The following is a 16,374-nucleotide window of genomic DNA, read 5'->3' on the forward strand; positions in this document are numbered from 1 at the left end:
TCCAAGAAAATTACTTATTACTGGAAAAAATTAATCATTATTGCATTTCATGACGCATTAATCTGAATTCAGCCATCTGTTCATACTTGGTTTCAGGTCTTCCCCAATTGCAATAAGGATCAATTGATATGCCGCCGCGTGGTGTAAAAACACCCTGAACCTCAATATATCGGGGGTTCATTAAGCGGATCAGATCATCCATAATTATATTCATGCAATCCTCGTGGAAATCGCCATGGTTCCGGAAGCTGAACAGATAGAGCTTCAATGACTTGCTCTCCACCATCTTCACGTCCGGAATATAACGAATCGTGATGGTCGCAAAATCCGGCTGTCCCGTCTTGGGGCACAAACTCGTAAATTCCGGACAGTTAAAGGTCACCCAGTAGTCACGGCCCTGATGCTTGTTATCGAAAGCCTCCAGAACCGAAGGCGTATAATCGTACAAATAGCTGGTCCCCTGATTGCCAAGCAGCGTTACGCCATCCAGCTCATGATCTTCTCTTCCTGCCATGCTGTCATCCTCCTGATATCGAATTTAACCATCTATATGAATTCTTCATTCTGCAAATGTAATGTCGCTCGCTCTATACGCCCCGCTTGTTTCCCCAAATCCATGCATGAAGCTGAGGAAGCACACGGGCACGGTTCAGTGACGGTCGCTCTATGACCTCTGAGACAAGCTGTTCATATCTGCCAGCCAGATGAATCAGCAGTACGGATGCATCCGCTTCATCCAGCCGGTCATTGCCCGCCTGGATGAACAGCTGCACATCCGGGTAGCGCTGCTGAACCTGCACAGCATAATCCAAATCACACACGTCAAATACGACGACCTTCAAGCTGAAGGCCGATCCGGCTGCGGACAATTGGTGGATAATCGAGTCCAGCATCTCCCAATCAGTCTTCATTCCGGAGCTTGGCGGCTTCGGTGAAAGCGTCAATTCATCAATCTCGGTAAACCAGTCCTGCCAGCGGCTTCCCTGGGTTTCCAGAGCTGCCCGCTTGCCCCTGCTGTGCAGCAGGCTAATGAACTCGCCAAGACCGGCAAGCAGAGCCGGGTTGCCTCCCGACAAGGTTACGTGGCTAAAGCGGTCCTCCCCGCCGGCCGTTTCACACAGCTCTTCATAGATATCATCCGCCTCCAGGAGCCGGATATCCGCTTTGGCCGTCCCGTCCCAAGTGAAGGCGGAGTCGCACCAGGAGCAGGCGTAATCGCAGCCTGCCGTCCGGACAAACATCGTCTTCTGCCCGATGACCATTCCCTCTCCCTGCACGGTAGGGCCGAAGATCTCCAGGACAGGGAACCGGGACGGGACCGTCCTGCTGCTGTTAGCCGGAGTCATGGCTGTCTGCGGCTGTCCGCTCATAGGCTGCCTGCTTTCGGACGGTAGACGACATAACTCGTCGGTGTTTCCCGCAGGAACACCTGGACACAGCGCGGCCTGTTCGGCTGGGTATCCAGCTGCTGCTGGACAAGCTCAGCCACCGTCTTCGCCACCACTTCCGTTGTCGGGAAGCGTGACGGAACCGTATCATCAAACTGCTCACTGTCATCGTTAAGCAGGGTGTGGTCGAAACGGTCATGGACCAGCTTCTTGAGCAGGGAGAAATTCACAAGAAAACCGGTATCATCCAGATCATCGCCCGCAACGGTAATGTTGACGAAATACGTGTGGCCGTGTACCTGACGGCATTTGCCTGCCGCCTCGGCCGGAACATAATGTGCAGCCGCAAAATGAAAATCCTTGTTCAGTTCAAATTGATAGGGGTGAACGACTTGCGGATAGATCTGCTGCATCACGACCGCACACCGCCTTCCCGTTCAAGAAGATAATCCTTCAAGCCGGCTGCGCGCAGCCGGCAGGCCGGGCATTCTCCACAGCCGTCCGCCACAATGCCGTTATAGCAGGTGAGCGTGCGTGTCCGCACAAAATCGAAAGCACCGAGCCGGTCCGCGAGGGCCCAGGTTTCTTTTTTGTCCAGCCACATCAGAGGGGTCTCGATAACAAACGGATAATCCATCGCCAGATTAAGGGTTACGGATAAGGACTTGATAAAGTTGTCCCGGCAGTCCGGGTAGCCGCTGAAGTCAGTCTCACATACACCCGTTACGATATGCCGGGCGCCAATCTGCTTGGCCAGTACGGCGGCAAAAGAAAGGAACAGCAGGTTGCGTCCCTCAACGAAGGTTGAGGGCAGCCCGTTGTCCATCGTCTCAATGGGGATATCGCGCGTAAGCGCGCTGGGTGCCAGCTGGTTAAGCAGGGACATGTCCAGCACATGGTGCGGAACATCCAGCTCTTCAGCAATAGAGGCGGCGCAGTCCAGCTCTGCAGCATGGCGCTGGCCGTATTGGAAGGTAATGGCTTCTACATGGGCATAGCGCTGCTTCGCCCAGAACAGACAGGTCGTACTGTCTTGACCGCCGCTGAACACGACGACCGCTTTATCCTTGTTCATGATGTCATCTCCTAAAGATGGACAAACAGGCATCGCCTGCATCAGGGTGCCGTTCATCCGTAGTTTTTTATAGAGGGAGTTCGCGAACCTCTCCTGAGCGGCAGGTCTTGCAGACCGCATCTCAGCATCTCTTTAGTTGCACACCGTACTATAGCACAGAAACCGCAGGCTTGGAACCATTAGTTACGGCTAACTGTACAAAAAAATACTGCCGAGGGCTATTGAGCCGCCTGCAGTAACAATTGCGGTCACATAAAACCGCGTAATCAGATGATTATCATAAAACTGTCTCTTAAAGCAAATACTTTGCCTGTATTTATATAGGCTCTGTGTGGGTGCACTTGTCCTGGATGCTGCCTGCAAATCTGTTCGCCATTCCCACGCTGCTGACGATATTGTATCACCGGCTGCCGGGATGGAAAGAATTCGCAATCGCACTGGCAGCCGCTTCTGCTGTCATCTCTTACCTTTCCCTGCCGCTCATGGAGCGGGTTGAGATCTATACAACCAAGGACTGGAATGCTCACTTGTCATTCTTCAGCCTGCTCATCATGGGCTCGTTGGCCAAATGGATTGTAGATACACTGCAGAAGCTTCAGGATCGTTCAAGAATCAACAGCCGCCCGTGACCATAACCTGGTCAGACCTGCTCAAAATACTGCGCACTTTCCACCATCGGTGTACAGTCGGTATGATCGCCCGATAGACCAATCTCAAATATAAAATCACTGTCTGCAACGTAGGGCTTTACCATCTGCCAATTGATCCGGCCCTGTCCAAGCGGCAGCGCATCATGCGACTGGCCCATGCTGTCCACCAGATGATAATACTGCGCATACGGCTTCGTCCGCTTCAGCACGTCCTCCAGCTTGTCATTGTCACCCTTGAACGCAATAAAGGTATGGCTGACATCGACGTTCACTGGCAGCCGCAGGGGAACAATCACCTCATCTATCAAATGAGGGTTCGCATAGCTGAACAGTCCTTCAATGGAATCCTCCCAGAGAAAATATCCATGGGCAAAGGACTCAATAGCCGCAATTTTATCACGCATGCGCACTGTCAGCTCCCGGTCGACTCTGCCGCAGCTTTCGGTGCCTGAGTAGTTGCCGTGAATAACGCAGCGTACCTCTTCACTTTGGCAGATCTCCGCCAGCTGATTCGAAGAATCCAGATAGAAGCGCTCCATCACCGGGTCAGTGCTCATAATATCCAGGAACCGGCCTGCGTATTTCGGCGGATGATGCAGGTACACACGGCAGCCCTTCTGCTTGACAAGCCTTATTCGCTCACGAATAAGCGCCGGGTTCTTCAGGTCATCCGCGCTTAAGAAAAATTCAATGATGGACGGATTATACTGCAGCCTGTCCTCAATACTCTTCATCTCTAAATTAGCCTTCAAGCGAATCAGGTTCATCTCTATCACCCCACCGCCCAGTATACCATATGCGTGCAGGGGTGCACGCTAAGGTTCCGTGAAGGCAGCTGCACGATCCCGCGGCATCCGATGCTGCAAGTTTACTGGTTGGTCTTGCCATACAGCAGCAGATTACAGTATGCTACTCAAGGTGCGCTGAACAGACAGATACGGCATGCTCCGCATGTCCGGCGCTTTTTTCGGCAATGTTATAACAGGGGGTGGGTAAAGTTGGAGACGGAAAATGAAAAACCCGAGCTTATACCAGTTCCTATTTGGCGCTGCAAGAACAAGGAATGCAAGAGTTGGGTCAGAGATGAGCTGACTGCTTCCGCAAATCCGGAGTGTCCGATCTGCAAGGGTCCAATGGGACGCAGCATGAAGCATCTGCCCAAGCTTGTGAAGAAGCATAAGGCTCCGCGCAAGAAGAAGGAAGAATCATTGTGGTAAAATAAAGCAGCAGTGGCGCTCACCTTGTCAGGGGGGCGCCACTGCTGCTTTTGTATGGACTAATCGCAAGTCCTGTCCTTACACGACCGAGCAGGATTTGCCATTAATATAGTAAGCGTCGGTTTGATACACTTTAAAGGCAATCTCCATATCCGTAACACCTGCCAGCCTGGCATGTCTGCTGATTGCTTCAGCAAACCGGTCTCTCACCTCACGGCCCCGCTCGAACCATGCCACTTCTATAAACGGAAAGGTCTCGACCCTCTTGCCGTCCATGACGCTGACTGTCTCGATACAATCCACCGTAAAATTATCGGCTCCGCATTCGCATAGAATGGCCAGCTCTTCCACGAGCGGCAGACTGATTACAGCCATTAGCGACGAAGGAATGCCTCTCACGGTTAACTGCGGCATCTGAACACCTCCCGGGATTTTTCTACATTATAGCACACGTTTCCAGCCTGTCTGTGACAACAGCTTGTCTCAACCATCCTCTCAGTCGCGGTAATCAAGCATAGATACAATAAGCGCCACCGCCTCAGCACGGGTTGTTTCAGCATTCGGAGCAAACCGCCCTGCCCCCCGGCCCTTCATCAGTCCCGCCTCTGCGGCGGCTGCCACTGCTTCACTGGCCCATCCTGGTACAGCTGAGGCATCTGTGAATGAAAGGGAAGCACTCTCTGGAAGATCAAGCTTCAGAGCACGCGTGACAATGACCGCCATTTCGCTGCGCGTGACCGGACGTCCAGCGCGGAAGGTCTGGTCCGCGTATCCGGATAAGAGACCTGCTTTAGCTGCTGCCTGAACACTTTCTCTAGCCCAAGCCGGGATTGCTGCCGCATCCTGGAACACGGCTAATGTACCGGAGCCTGCCGGCAGCCCGAGAGCTTTGGCAAGCATGACAGCAAATTCTGCCCGTGTAATGACCCCTTGCGGACGGAAGCTGTCATCCGGGTAACCGGTCACCCATCCCTCCATCAACGCACGGGTTATGCTCTGCTCCGCCCAATGTCCCGTTATGTCTTCTGGAATCATTGGCTGCGGCTGCGGCTGCGGCTGCGGCTGCGGCTGCGGCTGTGGCTGTGGCTGTGGCTGTGGCTGTGGCTGTGGCTGCGGCTGCGGCTCTGGCTGCGGCTGTGGCTGTGGCTGCGGCTGCGGCTCTGGCTGCGGCTGCGGCTGCGGCTCTGGCTGCGGCTCTGGGTGTGGCTCTGGCTGCGGCTCTGGCTGCGGCTGTGGCTCTGGCTGCGGCTGCGGCTGCGGCTCTGGCTGCGGCTGCGGCTCTGGCTGCGGCTCTGGGTGTGGCTCTGGCTGCGGCTCTGGTACAACTTCATTCTTTTCCAGCACGAACTCATCCACTACACGGCCCGCGACCGTTCTCGTGATAAACTTCAGTGTCCGGCCGTCAACCTCAACAGCCGCATACATCTGTGTCTGCTCTGTATCGGTGACCTTCTGCCAAGGCTGCACGGTCAGACCATAATATTTCGGGCCTGTCTGCCCTGGAATAACGTAAGTGGTACCGCGCCCTTCTTCTGCAGGCTTGCCGCCCTTCATGGCATGCGTACGCAGGTAGATATGATCGTGGCCATTCATAACCAGATCAACCCCATACTCATCAAAGACCGGTACCCACTGCTCTCTAATGGAAGCTGTGTCGTACATGCTGCCGTAAGGCCCGCGGTGAAACACTACCACCTTCCACAGCTTGTCCGCTGCGGCAAGGTCCCTGCGCAGCCACTCAGCTTGCTCCTCATAATCGTATTCACTATTCAGCACGGCGACATGTATATTGTTATAGTCATACGAGAAGTTCGTTCCCTTCTGACTGTCAATTCCGCCGTCAGGGTGATTGAAGTGCGCCAGGAAATCACCATTCTTCTTCGTGCCTGTCACCTCATGGTTCCCGACTACAGAGACCATCGTGTTATTCCTGAGCAGCCCGGCGGCAGAGTCGAACCACCAGTTCCACTCCTGCTCCTTAAAGCCGTTATCCACCATGTCACCAAGATGGATCATAAAGTCAGGATCTGGGTAAGCCTCGAACGCTCTGGCAGCTGTATTTCCCCACAGCCGGTAACCGGCTTGGTCTGCCGCCTGGGAATCGCCGAATACCAGGAAGGTTGTCTGATCCGAGTCAGCCGGAGCGGTCCGGAACGTTCCCTCGTCACTCCACACGCTCTCACCATCACCAACTCTGTAACGGTATAGCGTGCCAGGTTCAAGCCCGGTGACTGCCGCTTTATGCACACGGATTACGCCCGTATCAAGTGTGTTATGCGTATAGCCGCTTCCTTCTGTCTGGATCACGGTCGGCCCTTCGAATGGCTCCTCGCCGTACACGACCTCGACAACCGTCCGGCCCGTATGCGGATGCGTATTCCAGTTGAACTGTCTGGACGATTTCGGATCTTGACCCATCCCTATCGTTATATTGTAAGGCTTAACTGCTCCGCCAAGCTTCAGCACCTCGAACACTGCAACCGGGCTGTACTGCTCGCCCTTGCTCGCCTGAATGCTGTGTTTCTTGACCTCAGCTGTGAGCCTGTCGGTCTTCAGCTTCCCCTCGGCATCCGTACGAAGCGAGCCATCGCCCACCTCAATCCCATCTGCCAGCAGTACGGCGTCAGCTACAGGCCGACCCTGGGCATCCGTTACTGTGAAGGTGGTCGAGAACCCCTGTCCGACCTGGTCATCCCAAGCAAGCTGAAGCTCGTGTCCGATGGCAGATTTCAGCGGCAGACCAGTGAACCCGGCCGGGCTCCCGGAGCCAGCCAAGTGATTGGATCCCGACCGGAACGCGATCGTATGGATGCCTGCCGCAGCCGGCTTCACACGGTACGAGATTTGGGCGAGCTTGTCTTCTTCCGTCAGTACGGCCGAATCCAATCCCGCGAAGGTCAAGCGGACAACGCCTGAAGCTGGATCAAGCGCAGCTTGAAGCTGATGCTCCTCTACCTTGCCGCCCCTTATAACCGAGATTCCCTCGGCCACCGACGGATCTAAGCCAAATTCCAAATGACCGCCCAGCAGCTCCTCCGGCTGCCTGGCGCCGATATCTACGGTGTAAGTACGACCGGCAAATACGTTGTCCGGAGTCGTATAAGTCAGCTTCGCCGAGCCGGTATCCACCGCGAACATCCAGGTCTGAATCGTCTGGTTCCCATCATGGTCCCTAACTGCCGCCTTCACGGTGTGGACACCTTCCTGAAGCGGGTCTGCAGGCACGTAAGTTATTCTTCCCTCCGGCGGATAAAGGCCGTGCTGAACATGAACTCCGTCAACATACATCCGGATAGAAGCCGGGTCAATCAGTGTTGTTCCCGGATGCTTCACCGGATCGTATCCGTCATCCTCCGCATATACCGTAATAGTCGGCTTCGTATGATTAACTACCGCATTATCAGCCGGACTAAAGCCTTTCAATACAGGGGGAGTTCTGTCTTCGTCCACCGGGCCATATACGGCCCTTATCTGATCGATATAGATCGCGCCTGCGGTCTTATTGTTGTTGCTCGTCTCCATATAACGGACGGGCATATCCATTGACAGCGGGGCTGTCTTTCCAGCCGGCACATCCGCTTCTATGTAGCGCCAGCCTGTCCAGTCCACACCCGTCGTTGAATCTGTAAAATTAATCGGGAATGCCGCCCCGCTGCCGTCCCGCATCTGTGCGCGCAGCCAGTGCTTCTGACCGTCGCCGTATACCCACATCCCAATCTTCTCCGGATAACCGGGAACCTGGATACGCGTATCCACCCCCTTGGCCTGAAGATAAGCACCTGATGTGCCCGTTTTACCCGTAAAATCATAGGACAGCTTAAGAGCCGCTGAACCATAGCGGACAAAATCCGGATTGCTCTCCGCTTCAATCGTCACCGTGTTCGCCGCTGCACTTCCAGCCATATAGCGATCCAGTCCGCTCTCAAAGTCCTCCAGCAACGCGGGCGGGAGCCCGACATGCACAATCATCGACGCCTGGACATCGCGGTAGCTGACATGAATGCTTCCGCTCACACCCGATTCTTCGGCTGCCCGGAATATCCCCTGCTCGTCGATGGTGCCGATCGGTCCTTCAACCCGCCACTGCAGGCTTGCTCCATCTGCATGAACAATCTGGCCGCCGCGGAGAGCCTGAGCCGACAGTTCAGCTGTCTCACCCGAGGTGAAGGTGCGCACCTGATCTGGAAGCACCAGCCCAGTGAGTGTATCCACCACCTCAATCTCTGCATTTCCGCTCTCCAGCCCGTAGACCGATGCTGTTACCGTCCCGGCTCCTGCCGAAAGTCCGGCCTGGAACAGGCCCCCACCATCAATCGTTCCGATGGAAGGCTCTGCCTGCCATTCCGGCATGCCATTGTAAGCGGCGGGATGCCCGCCGGCATCGACAGCCGCTGCTTTCAGCGGGAGGCTTGAGCCTGCGAGCACACGCTCCATGCCCGGCTGCACAACCAGCTTCGCGGCAGGCCCTTCCGGCGCCTTGTTCACGAGCAGAAGACCGTTGCCGGTCGCCCGTTCACCGCCATCCGAGCCGCGGTTCAGCATGCGAAGCGACGCTTCTCCAGGCAGCTTGGCAGCGAAGGTCGAGGAGCCGCCCCCATCGAGGTTCATGGCGTCCACGACACCCATATCCGCCAGAATACGGGCAAGCTCGTTTGTCTCTACACCTTCGCTGAAGCCGGGCGCCCGTCCGTCAATTTCGAAGAGGACAATAGAGCCATCCGCCTTGGTCCCAATCGCCGTTCGCGGATGGACGCCCGCCGGGCCGATGCCAGCTTGGACAATACCATCCTTGATAAGCGGACCTTGCCCGCCGATTGCCACCTTCACATCATCCCACTCTCCATCCAGGGCAAAGCTGGCCTGCACCTCATCACCTGGCTGAAGCCCCTCCAGCAGCACCCGCGCACTCCCGGAAGCCGACAGCACAGCTCTCCCTTCGACGAGCGGGGTATCGCCATGTCCCTTGCGGATCTCAGCCACAGTCATTCTCAGCGTCTGGCCGCTCTTTACCCCGCCATCCACAATATCCAGCACAACCTCGTCACCTGACTGGCCAGACTTGGTTGATGTATGATAGTCCGATGTATAAAGGACGATTTCGTTATCTCCGCGGAAGCGGTTGATATGAGTCAGCTCACTCGTGATTCCGCCAATGGTAACGGTTTTGCTAAGCTTCGGCATTCCATATAGAGAGCTCCCGTCGGCCTTCAAGCCAAAGGCGAAAGACGAAATCCCGCTGTTGAGAATGGTTCCGTCCTCCATAAACAGCCCGTTCGGCACGCCTGTCGCATTGCCGCTGATCTCATAGAAGTCACCGTTAATTCCCGCAATAACACGGCTTCCCGGACCATCCGCATAACGGGCCATCTGGGTAACCCCCTGCATTCCGTACACCCTGCCCGATTTCGTACCCGCCTTGAGCTCCAAATTCGGGTTGAGCGGATCAAAGGTCACGACATGCATATTTTGCAATCCGCGCCCCGTCTCCATGCTGTACCAGCTGTAGCCTGCCCCCGGGGCAAGCTCGGCGGTACGCATATCCAGCACACGGCCGTACCCGGTTTCCGGCAGCTGTGCCGCGTAACCGGCCGGCACAAGAGCAGACACCAGAACTGCCAGCGCCAGGAACAGCTGCATGAAGCGAGAAGCCCGGTAATCATGTTTCATTCCCATCTTATTTCTCATCCTAATCCTCCTGTTTCCACTCTCTTGTACAAGCACTACCCAGTATGGCGGGCAAAGATCAGTGTCGTATTTTGCAGATGATAAGAAAGCGTAAAGCCCGGGCTGATTTGACAAGCGGCGATGTTTTCAAGATGATGATAGCTATAGAGACAGACATTAACAGCAGGATAGGAAGGGAAGCGAGAATACAATGAAACTATTGATTAGCGACCTCGACGGCACAATCATTCATAACCATTCGACCATCAACCAGGAGGATATTGACGCCCTCCATCAGGCGGCGGAGGCCGGTGTTCAGATTGCGTTCGCATCCGGCAGAATGCAGCCCGAAATCGAAGCGGTCATGCAGCAGCTGAACCTGCGCGTGCACACCATTTCACAGAACGGGGCCTATGTTCATATGTCAGACGGCGAGCTGGTCTCCGAGCAGGCCTTCGACCGCGACAAGCTGGTTGCACTGGCGAAAGCTGGTGAGGGCACGCCGTTTCTGACCATGATGTGCGGACCGGATCACTATTTTGTCGAGGAAATGACGGCTCATGCTGAGGAGATCGGAAGCCGCCTGATGGCGCCCCTCCACGTCATCCCCGATGCGAGAAGCCGTCTGGGCAAGGATATTGTCAGCGGTAAAATTTCGTTCTTCGGCGAGGTCGAGAAGCTGCGGGCTTTCATGCAGAGCCTGAAAGCCGAGCACGGCGACGCAATCGACGCCTACATTTCGGATATTGACTGCATGGACGTTATGCCAGCTGGCGTCTCGAAGGGAACGGGGGTCAAGGTGCTGCAGGAGCGGCTGAAGATTAGTCCGGAAGAGACCGTATGTATCGGGGATTCCTTCAATGATATATCCATGTTCGCCGGCACTCCGCACAGCTATGCGATGACAGCCAGCCACGCGGATGTGAAAGCCGCAGCGGCACATGAAGCGGAGAGCGTAGCGGCGATCATCCGCCGGCTGCTGCACAGCTAGCAGCTGGGGCCGCGGTACAACGCTTGCTAGCATGAAGAAGGGGCGGTTGTCCGAAGAATATGGATTAGACTGGTTTAAAAATAAAGCAGCGGCAGCCTTGGACCGAAAAGAAAGTCCTGGGCTGCCGCTGTTTTATTGAACTAACATGGACAATGCGTGCTCCGCTAGCAATCGAGCAGACGTCCATAATCATTCCACTGACCGTACATTTTGTTTGCTCTCGTGTTAATTATGAATTTGTCTAATCTGCTCCTAAACAATTCCGGCTGGTTCTTAACGCTTTGTATCGTATCGATCCGAACCCTTCTATATAGATCCGGGAAAGCCCTGAAATGATCATAGACTTGCTGATCCTCTTTTATCCGCTGCTCAATTCCTTCATCTATTCGAAATGACCGGGGATCCAAATCAGGCAGCACCCTTCTTCCTTCATCTGTCATCAACCCCAGCCTTTCAAGGCGGCGGACACGTTCTTTGTTTAATTCCGTCCATGAGCTCTTTTTGCTCCTGGGAGAAAGCCTCTGAGCCAGCTCCGTTTCGGACATTTTCTTCTTGACGCCATCGATCCACCCAAAGCACAGCGCTTCCTCGACTGCATCCAAATATAAGAGCGTATCCGGTTTGGGCTTCATACTAACCAGGACCCAGCATGACTTTTCAGCATTACCGTTCTCCTGCAGCCATACCCGAAGGTCTTCTCTCGATTGCACAGAAATCAATTCCCCCACTTCCATAGTTGAGAACGAACCTCCATCTTCATTTATGAAATTCCAATTCATTCAAGCTTGCCTTTTCCACCTGTATTTTGACAACAGCCGCTTTTGCCATGATCAGTAGGAAAGTAATCAGCAGCAGCAGGATCCCGCTCCAGATAAGCTGCTGCGCGCCCAACCGGGAAATAAACAAGCCTCCGATCCATGTCCCTATCGTAATGCCGACATTCGAGAAGGAAACAAATAAGCTGTTGCCAAATTCGGGAGCTTCCTGAGCGTCCCTCATCAACAAGGCTTGACTTACAATAAGGCCTCCGGCATGTACTGCTCCCCACACGAATACGATAACCGCCATCGGCCATACATAAGAACCCCAATAATAAACAAATAGGTATATGACCGCGTATACGAGAGGAAACAGGATAACCGTTAGTTTCATGCTTTTGTTTACCAAGTACCCGAACAAGAAGTTTCCTGCGATCATGGTGACGCCGAAGATCATCAGCATCACACTGATCCAGGTACCGTCCATATGGGTGACTTCTCCGAGATATTCAGCGAAATAGCTGTATACCGAACTCATCGCCGTAAAGATCATCACCACGATCAAGATCGTTAACCACAATTGAGGCTTGCGTAAGATGCGGAACTGCTTGCCGAAAGACATTCTCTCCTTAACAGGCAAGGAGGGCAGCCAGAGCAGAATGCCTATAAAGGCAAGGACGCTCACGATGGCTCCAAACAAGAAGGCAGCCTCCAGCGAAATTTTGGTAGAGACGTAGGACGTAATCGGCACGCCAAAAGCAAATCCAGCGGTTACTCCGGCCATAACCCGAGTGACTGCATTGCGGCTCTTCTCAGGAGGAACTAGGCTGGCAGCGGCCACAAGCGCAATCGAAAAAAAGACAGGATGAAAAAATGCGGGAACAATCCGGAAGGCCAGCATAACCTCGAACCTGCTCGTATAAGCATAGACCAAATTAGAGACGGCAAACATCAGAATCGCGGTTAGCAAGACCGCCTTTCGATTCATGCCGGAAGCAAGCAAAGTTAGGAATGGTCCTGTAATCGCAACGATTAGCGCAAAGACACTCACAAGGTACCCAGCCTCAGCAGGGGTTATGTTGAATTTTTGAGCGACTTGCGGGAGAACGCCGATCAAGCCCATTTCTGTTGTAATAATGCCGAATATACCCAAGGCCAGGAAAAAGATAAGCGAAGAATAGCTATTTTTCATCACTCGAGCCTCCATTGGTATAAAAAAATGACCTTCAACTGCAAGGCCATTTTTTGGAATGAGTTACCGTTTGTTGGATATTACGTCGTCCAGAAACTGATCCGCATCGCTGTTAAATTTCCAGTTAATCCCAAACTTATCCACCAGCATGCCGAAGCAGGATGACCACGGCGTATTGGATAATGGCATGATGACATGGCCGTCAGCCGACAGTCCTTTAAAGTAACTCTCCAGCTGCTGCTTGTCATTCATGACCAGACTGATCAGAACGTTATTCCCTTTCACCAGCTCGCCTGTTACCGGCTTCATGGAGGGCAGTACGTCCGACATCATGAGCTTACCGCCCGCGAATTCGATCGAGGACTCCATAACCATATTCAACTCATTTTCGGGCAGCGGGTAGCTTGGATCTTGCGGAAAGTCCTTGAATTTAACCTTCTTCACTTCCGTTGCCTGCAGAGCCTCCGAGTAAAATTCAATCGCTTGTTCGGCAACCCCATCAAAGTTCAAATACGCAATAGCAGACATTCAACATAACCTCCTTCTTGTGATACATGTAGTATAATGGATAATAGGTGACATCTTATTGTCACCATTCCGATATCATTTAGAAAAAAGAGGGCCATAATGGACAAAGTGGAGAGACTCATATCAATTATCATGATACTGCTGAAAAAAGATGTTGTTTCGACAACGGAGTTCACGCAGCTGTTCCAGGTATCCAAACGAACGATCCTTCGCGATATGGAAACATTGAGTTTAGCGAACATCCCGATCTATTCGGTCAATGGGGTCAAAGGCGGCTACGGCATCATGGATGAATACAAGGTGGACAAACGCCTCTTAAGCAGCTCCGATTTAGAAAATATATTAACGGCACTCGGCGGATTGGAACAGATTCTCCTTACGGAAGATGTGGAAAGAACGATAAAAAAAATAGAGGCTATGGTCAGCCCATTGTCTCTGCATCGTTCCGTTCAGCTGTCATTTTATAATTGGCAAGGCCGATCCGAGGTTCTTGAAACCTTAAAGACATGTCAAGAATCCATCTTGAAGAAAAGGCTTGTTTCGTTTGAATATACAGATAAAGACGGGGCTGTAACGAGCAGAATGATCGAGCCTTATGAGCTGCATTTTAGCGAGTCGAGCTGGTACTTGAGAGGATTCTGTCTGCATCGGCAGGGATATCGGACATTTAAATTATCACGGATTGATCATATTACGGTGGATGAACGTGCGTTTCAACCTAGAGATGATTGGTCAGAGCAAGGACATCAAGCAGGTTATCTGCCGCAGCTTGTCGCGATCAAGGCATGGATATCGCCCAGCATCAAAGATCAGATCATCGAAAGGTATGGACGAAGAAGTATTGAAGACCATAGATCTGGATCTCTATTAGCAACCATGTATGTCCCTCAAAATCATACGGGATTTCAATTCTTAGCAAGCTTCGGCACTCATCTGACAATTGCAGAGCCCCAATCCTACGTTGAAGACTTTCGGAGTTACTTGCATCAAATGATGGAAAACTATACTTGATAGAGATCTCGTCTCGGCATAGTGAAAAAATCAGGAGGGAGCTGCCATGAAGATCTTAATATCTACTCCTGATTCCGTTGGCAATCCTTCACCCACAAGCAACGCTTGGTTTAAGAAAGACAACTGGCTGTTCGTAATGATCTTGGGGCAGGTTCGGAACAAAACATGCTTCAGGTCCTTATTGAAGCTGCCAGCCTGTCGATCACCTCGTTAATCCGATCATGTGTCCCCCCTTTTCCAAATTGCCTCAACGAACTGTTGTTGAGAAATAATCCTCCAAGTGTTGTTTGAAGTCCCATTCGACTATCACATGTCAAAAGATACGCCTTTAGCCGTACGGACAACCCACCGTACGGCTAAATAGCTGCTTAATCTTCTGGCCTGTTCAAGGCGAAAGCTCAATCCTCTTCACACGCGGCGTTACCAGGCATGCTGCCTGTCATCCTGCCGCCTGCAGGCAGCCGGTTTCCTGCTGCGGCGGGCAGGGCCTCCGTAGCATTCTCCCGTCCCTCTGGCTTCCATGCGAAGCCTTCACCCGATGCCGGCAGTCCGGCAATACGCCCCGCTTCACGAGGTTCTGACGTCATAATATCAAATAATATTCCCATTTGTTCACAATCCTTCTTTCTATCCATTCCGTTAGTTAACGCCTGTTAATCCTTATACGGATCAAATTCATTCGCACCCGCCATACAGACGCCGATCGGCTTCAATACATGGAGCACCTCAACGGTCTCGCTGTGCGCATCCAGCACCTCCTGCAGCTTCCTGTACACGAACGGACTCTCGTCTGTACCGGCGCCCCGCAGTTCGACCCCGTAGTCTTTCACTGCATGAAGCATCTGCTCCTGACTGATCGCTCCTCCGGAGCGGGTGCGCGTCTTCCAGTTCATCTTGCCCGCGGCCTGTGTCCGGCTCATCACCCGGCCCGCCCCGTGCACCGTACTGTAAAGCGCATCCCGGTTCTCGGCAGTATCTCTGCCGCGGACGATGACTGATATATCTCCCATGCTGCCGCCTATGAAGCCGAGCTGCCCGGGTGCCGATGGAGTCGCTCCCTTGCGGACGACCATGCAGTCACGGCCCTCATGCCGCTCTCTCCAGGCAAAATTGTGATGATTATGCACCTCGAAATCTGCAGCTGCACCGAGGATATCCAGCACCTGTGCGATGACATAATCACGTCCTGCATAGGCATAGCGGCCTGCGAGCATCATCGCCCGCACGTACATGTCACCGACCTCTGAAGCAAGATCCAGCAGCACAGGCGGCTGGTCCATTGTCTCGCCCGGCGCTTTGGCGGAAAATTCCCGTCCGGCTGCCAGATTAATGAAACCGCTCGCTGTCTTATGCCCGAAGCCACGGCTCCCGAAGTGGTTCGCCACCCACAGCCGGCCTGTTGCCGCCTCCTCGAACAAATCGACAAAATGGTTGCCGCTGCCGACCGTGCCGAGCTGGCTCTGCGCCAGCGTCTTCAGCTTGTCGTGCTCCTGTCGTCCGATCCGGCGGTATACATCCCAATCCGGATCATCGAACAACTCGTGATCCACACGCTCGTTGTTCACACGGCCTACGCCAAAGGAAATCCGCGCCCCGATAGCATCCATAAGCTTCGGAAGCTGTGCCCGAATATCAGCTGCCATCAGATTGGTGCGCACCGCCTTGTTGCCGCAGGCGATATCATAGCCGACACCTGATGGCGACACCTGCCCGTCATAGGCCACGACACCGCCGATCGGCTGGCTGTAGCCCTTGTGATGGTCCGCCATCAGCAGTGTCCTGACGACACTGCCTGTCTGTGAACAGGTCAACGCCTGCAGCAGAGCCCCTGGATCGGGCGAACCCCATACCCGTACTCCATCTATAACTTGATAAGCCATGAGTAGAAAACCCTCCATTG

At 53.5% G+C, this 16,374-nt stretch carries 16 protein-coding genes and 1 riboswitch; of the genes, 4 read left to right on the forward strand and 12 right to left on the reverse strand.

The annotated features are described in order from the left end of the window. Window positions 1-37: 37 nt before the first annotated feature. The 4 genes from queF to queC all read right to left on the reverse strand — a co-directional run bounded on the left by queF (window position 38) and on the right by queC (window position 2,463). On the reverse strand, window positions 38-514 hold the full coding sequence (gene queF, locus DNH61_RS18675; RefSeq protein ID WP_111148195.1) for a preQ(1) synthase: 477 nt from the start codon (window positions 512-514) through the stop codon (window positions 38-40). A gap of 73 nt (window positions 515-587) precedes the next feature. Further along, on the reverse strand, window positions 588-1,370 hold the full coding sequence (gene queE, locus DNH61_RS18680; protein ID WP_111148197.1) for a 7-carboxy-7-deazaguanine synthase QueE: 783 nt from the start codon (window positions 1,368-1,370) through the stop codon (window positions 588-590). Next, window positions 1,367-1,804 carry a 6-carboxytetrahydropterin synthase QueD gene (queD, locus tag DNH61_RS18685; protein WP_111148199.1) on the reverse strand — a complete coding sequence of 146 codons (438 nt, stop codon included), beginning with the start codon at window positions 1,802-1,804 and terminating at the stop codon, window positions 1,367-1,369. The genes queE and queD overlap by 4 nt, the downstream gene beginning before the upstream one ends. Then, the gene (gene queC / locus DNH61_RS18690) at window positions 1,801-2,463 is read right to left on the reverse strand and encodes a 7-cyano-7-deazaguanine synthase QueC (RefSeq protein WP_111148201.1); all 663 of its coding nucleotides are present in this window, start codon (window positions 2,461-2,463) and stop codon (window positions 1,801-1,803) included. Before queC ends, queD begins: the two co-directional genes overlap by 4 nt. 53 nt (window positions 2,464-2,516) lie before the next feature. Further along, window positions 2,517-2,560, reverse strand: a riboswitch (PreQ1 riboswitch). A 253-nt stretch (window positions 2,561-2,813) separates the two neighbouring features. On the opposite strand from queC, the gene DNH61_RS18695 reads away from it, so the two are divergent. Next, complete coding sequence (locus tag DNH61_RS18695) at window positions 2,814-3,092, forward strand: hypothetical protein (protein ID WP_111148203.1); 279 nt, start codon at window positions 2,814-2,816, stop codon at window positions 3,090-3,092. A gap of 11 nt (window positions 3,093-3,103) precedes the next feature. Here the strand turns inward: DNH61_RS18695 and DNH61_RS18700 are convergent, their stop codons facing one another. Next, the gene (locus DNH61_RS18700; protein WP_111148205.1) at window positions 3,104-3,880 is read right to left on the reverse strand and encodes an apurinic/apyrimidinic endonuclease family protein; all 777 of its coding nucleotides are present in this window, start codon (window positions 3,878-3,880) and stop codon (window positions 3,104-3,106) included. Between the two features lie 231 nt (window positions 3,881-4,111). Between DNH61_RS18700 and DNH61_RS26845 the strand changes: the two genes are divergently transcribed. After that, entirely contained in the window at window positions 4,112-4,330 is a 219-nt protein-coding gene (locus tag DNH61_RS26845; protein ID WP_245948247.1) for a cold-inducible protein YdjO-related protein, read from the forward strand. Window positions 4,331-4,408: 78 nt separating this feature from the next. On the opposite strand, the gene DNH61_RS18710 is transcribed toward DNH61_RS26845, so the two are convergent. Continuing rightward, window positions 4,409-4,744 (reverse strand): DUF1904 family protein, encoded by a 336-nt coding sequence (locus DNH61_RS18710; RefSeq protein ID WP_111148209.1) that lies wholly within the window; start codon window positions 4,742-4,744, stop codon window positions 4,409-4,411. Window positions 4,745-4,825: 81 nt separating this feature from the next. Beyond that, window positions 4,826-10,015: an S-layer homology domain-containing protein gene (locus tag DNH61_RS18715; protein WP_111148211.1), complete on the reverse strand. Its 5,190-nt coding sequence runs from the start codon at window positions 10,013-10,015 to the stop codon at window positions 4,826-4,828. 190 nt (window positions 10,016-10,205) lie between these two features. Here DNH61_RS18715 and DNH61_RS18720 point away from each other — a divergent pair, with 190 nt between their 5' ends. Next, a complete protein-coding gene (locus DNH61_RS18720; RefSeq protein WP_111148213.1) occupies window positions 10,206-10,985 on the forward strand; it encodes an HAD family hydrolase in 780 nt (259 codons plus the stop codon). 164 nt (window positions 10,986-11,149) lie between these two features. On the opposite strand, the gene DNH61_RS18725 is transcribed toward DNH61_RS18720, so the two are convergent. The 3 genes from DNH61_RS18725 to DNH61_RS18735 all read right to left on the reverse strand — a co-directional run bounded on the left by DNH61_RS18725 (window position 11,150) and on the right by DNH61_RS18735 (window position 13,463). After that, window positions 11,150-11,719 (reverse strand): YdeI/OmpD-associated family protein, encoded by a 570-nt coding sequence (locus DNH61_RS18725; protein WP_111148215.1) that lies wholly within the window; start codon window positions 11,717-11,719, stop codon window positions 11,150-11,152. Between the two features lie 22 nt (window positions 11,720-11,741). Further along, window positions 11,742-12,935 carry an MFS transporter gene (locus DNH61_RS18730; protein ID WP_111148216.1) on the reverse strand — a complete coding sequence of 398 codons (1,194 nt, stop codon included), beginning with the start codon at window positions 12,933-12,935 and terminating at the stop codon, window positions 11,742-11,744. A gap of 63 nt (window positions 12,936-12,998) precedes the next feature. Beyond that, the gene (locus DNH61_RS18735; protein WP_111148218.1) at window positions 12,999-13,463 is read right to left on the reverse strand and encodes a VOC family protein; all 465 of its coding nucleotides are present in this window, start codon (window positions 13,461-13,463) and stop codon (window positions 12,999-13,001) included. Between the two features lie 99 nt (window positions 13,464-13,562). Here DNH61_RS18735 and DNH61_RS18740 point away from each other — a divergent pair, with 99 nt between their 5' ends. Beyond that, window positions 13,563-14,474 carry a helix-turn-helix transcriptional regulator gene (locus DNH61_RS18740; RefSeq protein ID WP_111148220.1) on the forward strand — a complete coding sequence of 304 codons (912 nt, stop codon included), beginning with the start codon at window positions 13,563-13,565 and terminating at the stop codon, window positions 14,472-14,474. A 398-nt stretch (window positions 14,475-14,872) separates the two neighbouring features. Here the strand turns inward: DNH61_RS18740 and DNH61_RS18750 are convergent, their stop codons facing one another. Next, the gene (locus DNH61_RS18750; RefSeq protein WP_111148222.1) at window positions 14,873-15,082 is read right to left on the reverse strand and encodes a hypothetical protein; all 210 of its coding nucleotides are present in this window, start codon (window positions 15,080-15,082) and stop codon (window positions 14,873-14,875) included. Window positions 15,083-15,127: 45 nt separating this feature from the next. Continuing rightward, a complete protein-coding gene (locus tag DNH61_RS18755) occupies window positions 15,128-16,354 on the reverse strand; it encodes an RtcB family protein (RefSeq protein ID WP_111148223.1) in 1,227 nt (408 codons plus the stop codon). Between the last annotated feature and the right edge of the window lie 20 nt (window positions 16,355-16,374).

It is taken from the genome of Paenibacillus sambharensis, from assembly GCF_003233845.1.
GTDB lineage: Bacteria > Bacillota > Bacilli > Paenibacillales > Paenibacillaceae > Paenibacillus_I > Paenibacillus_I sambharensis.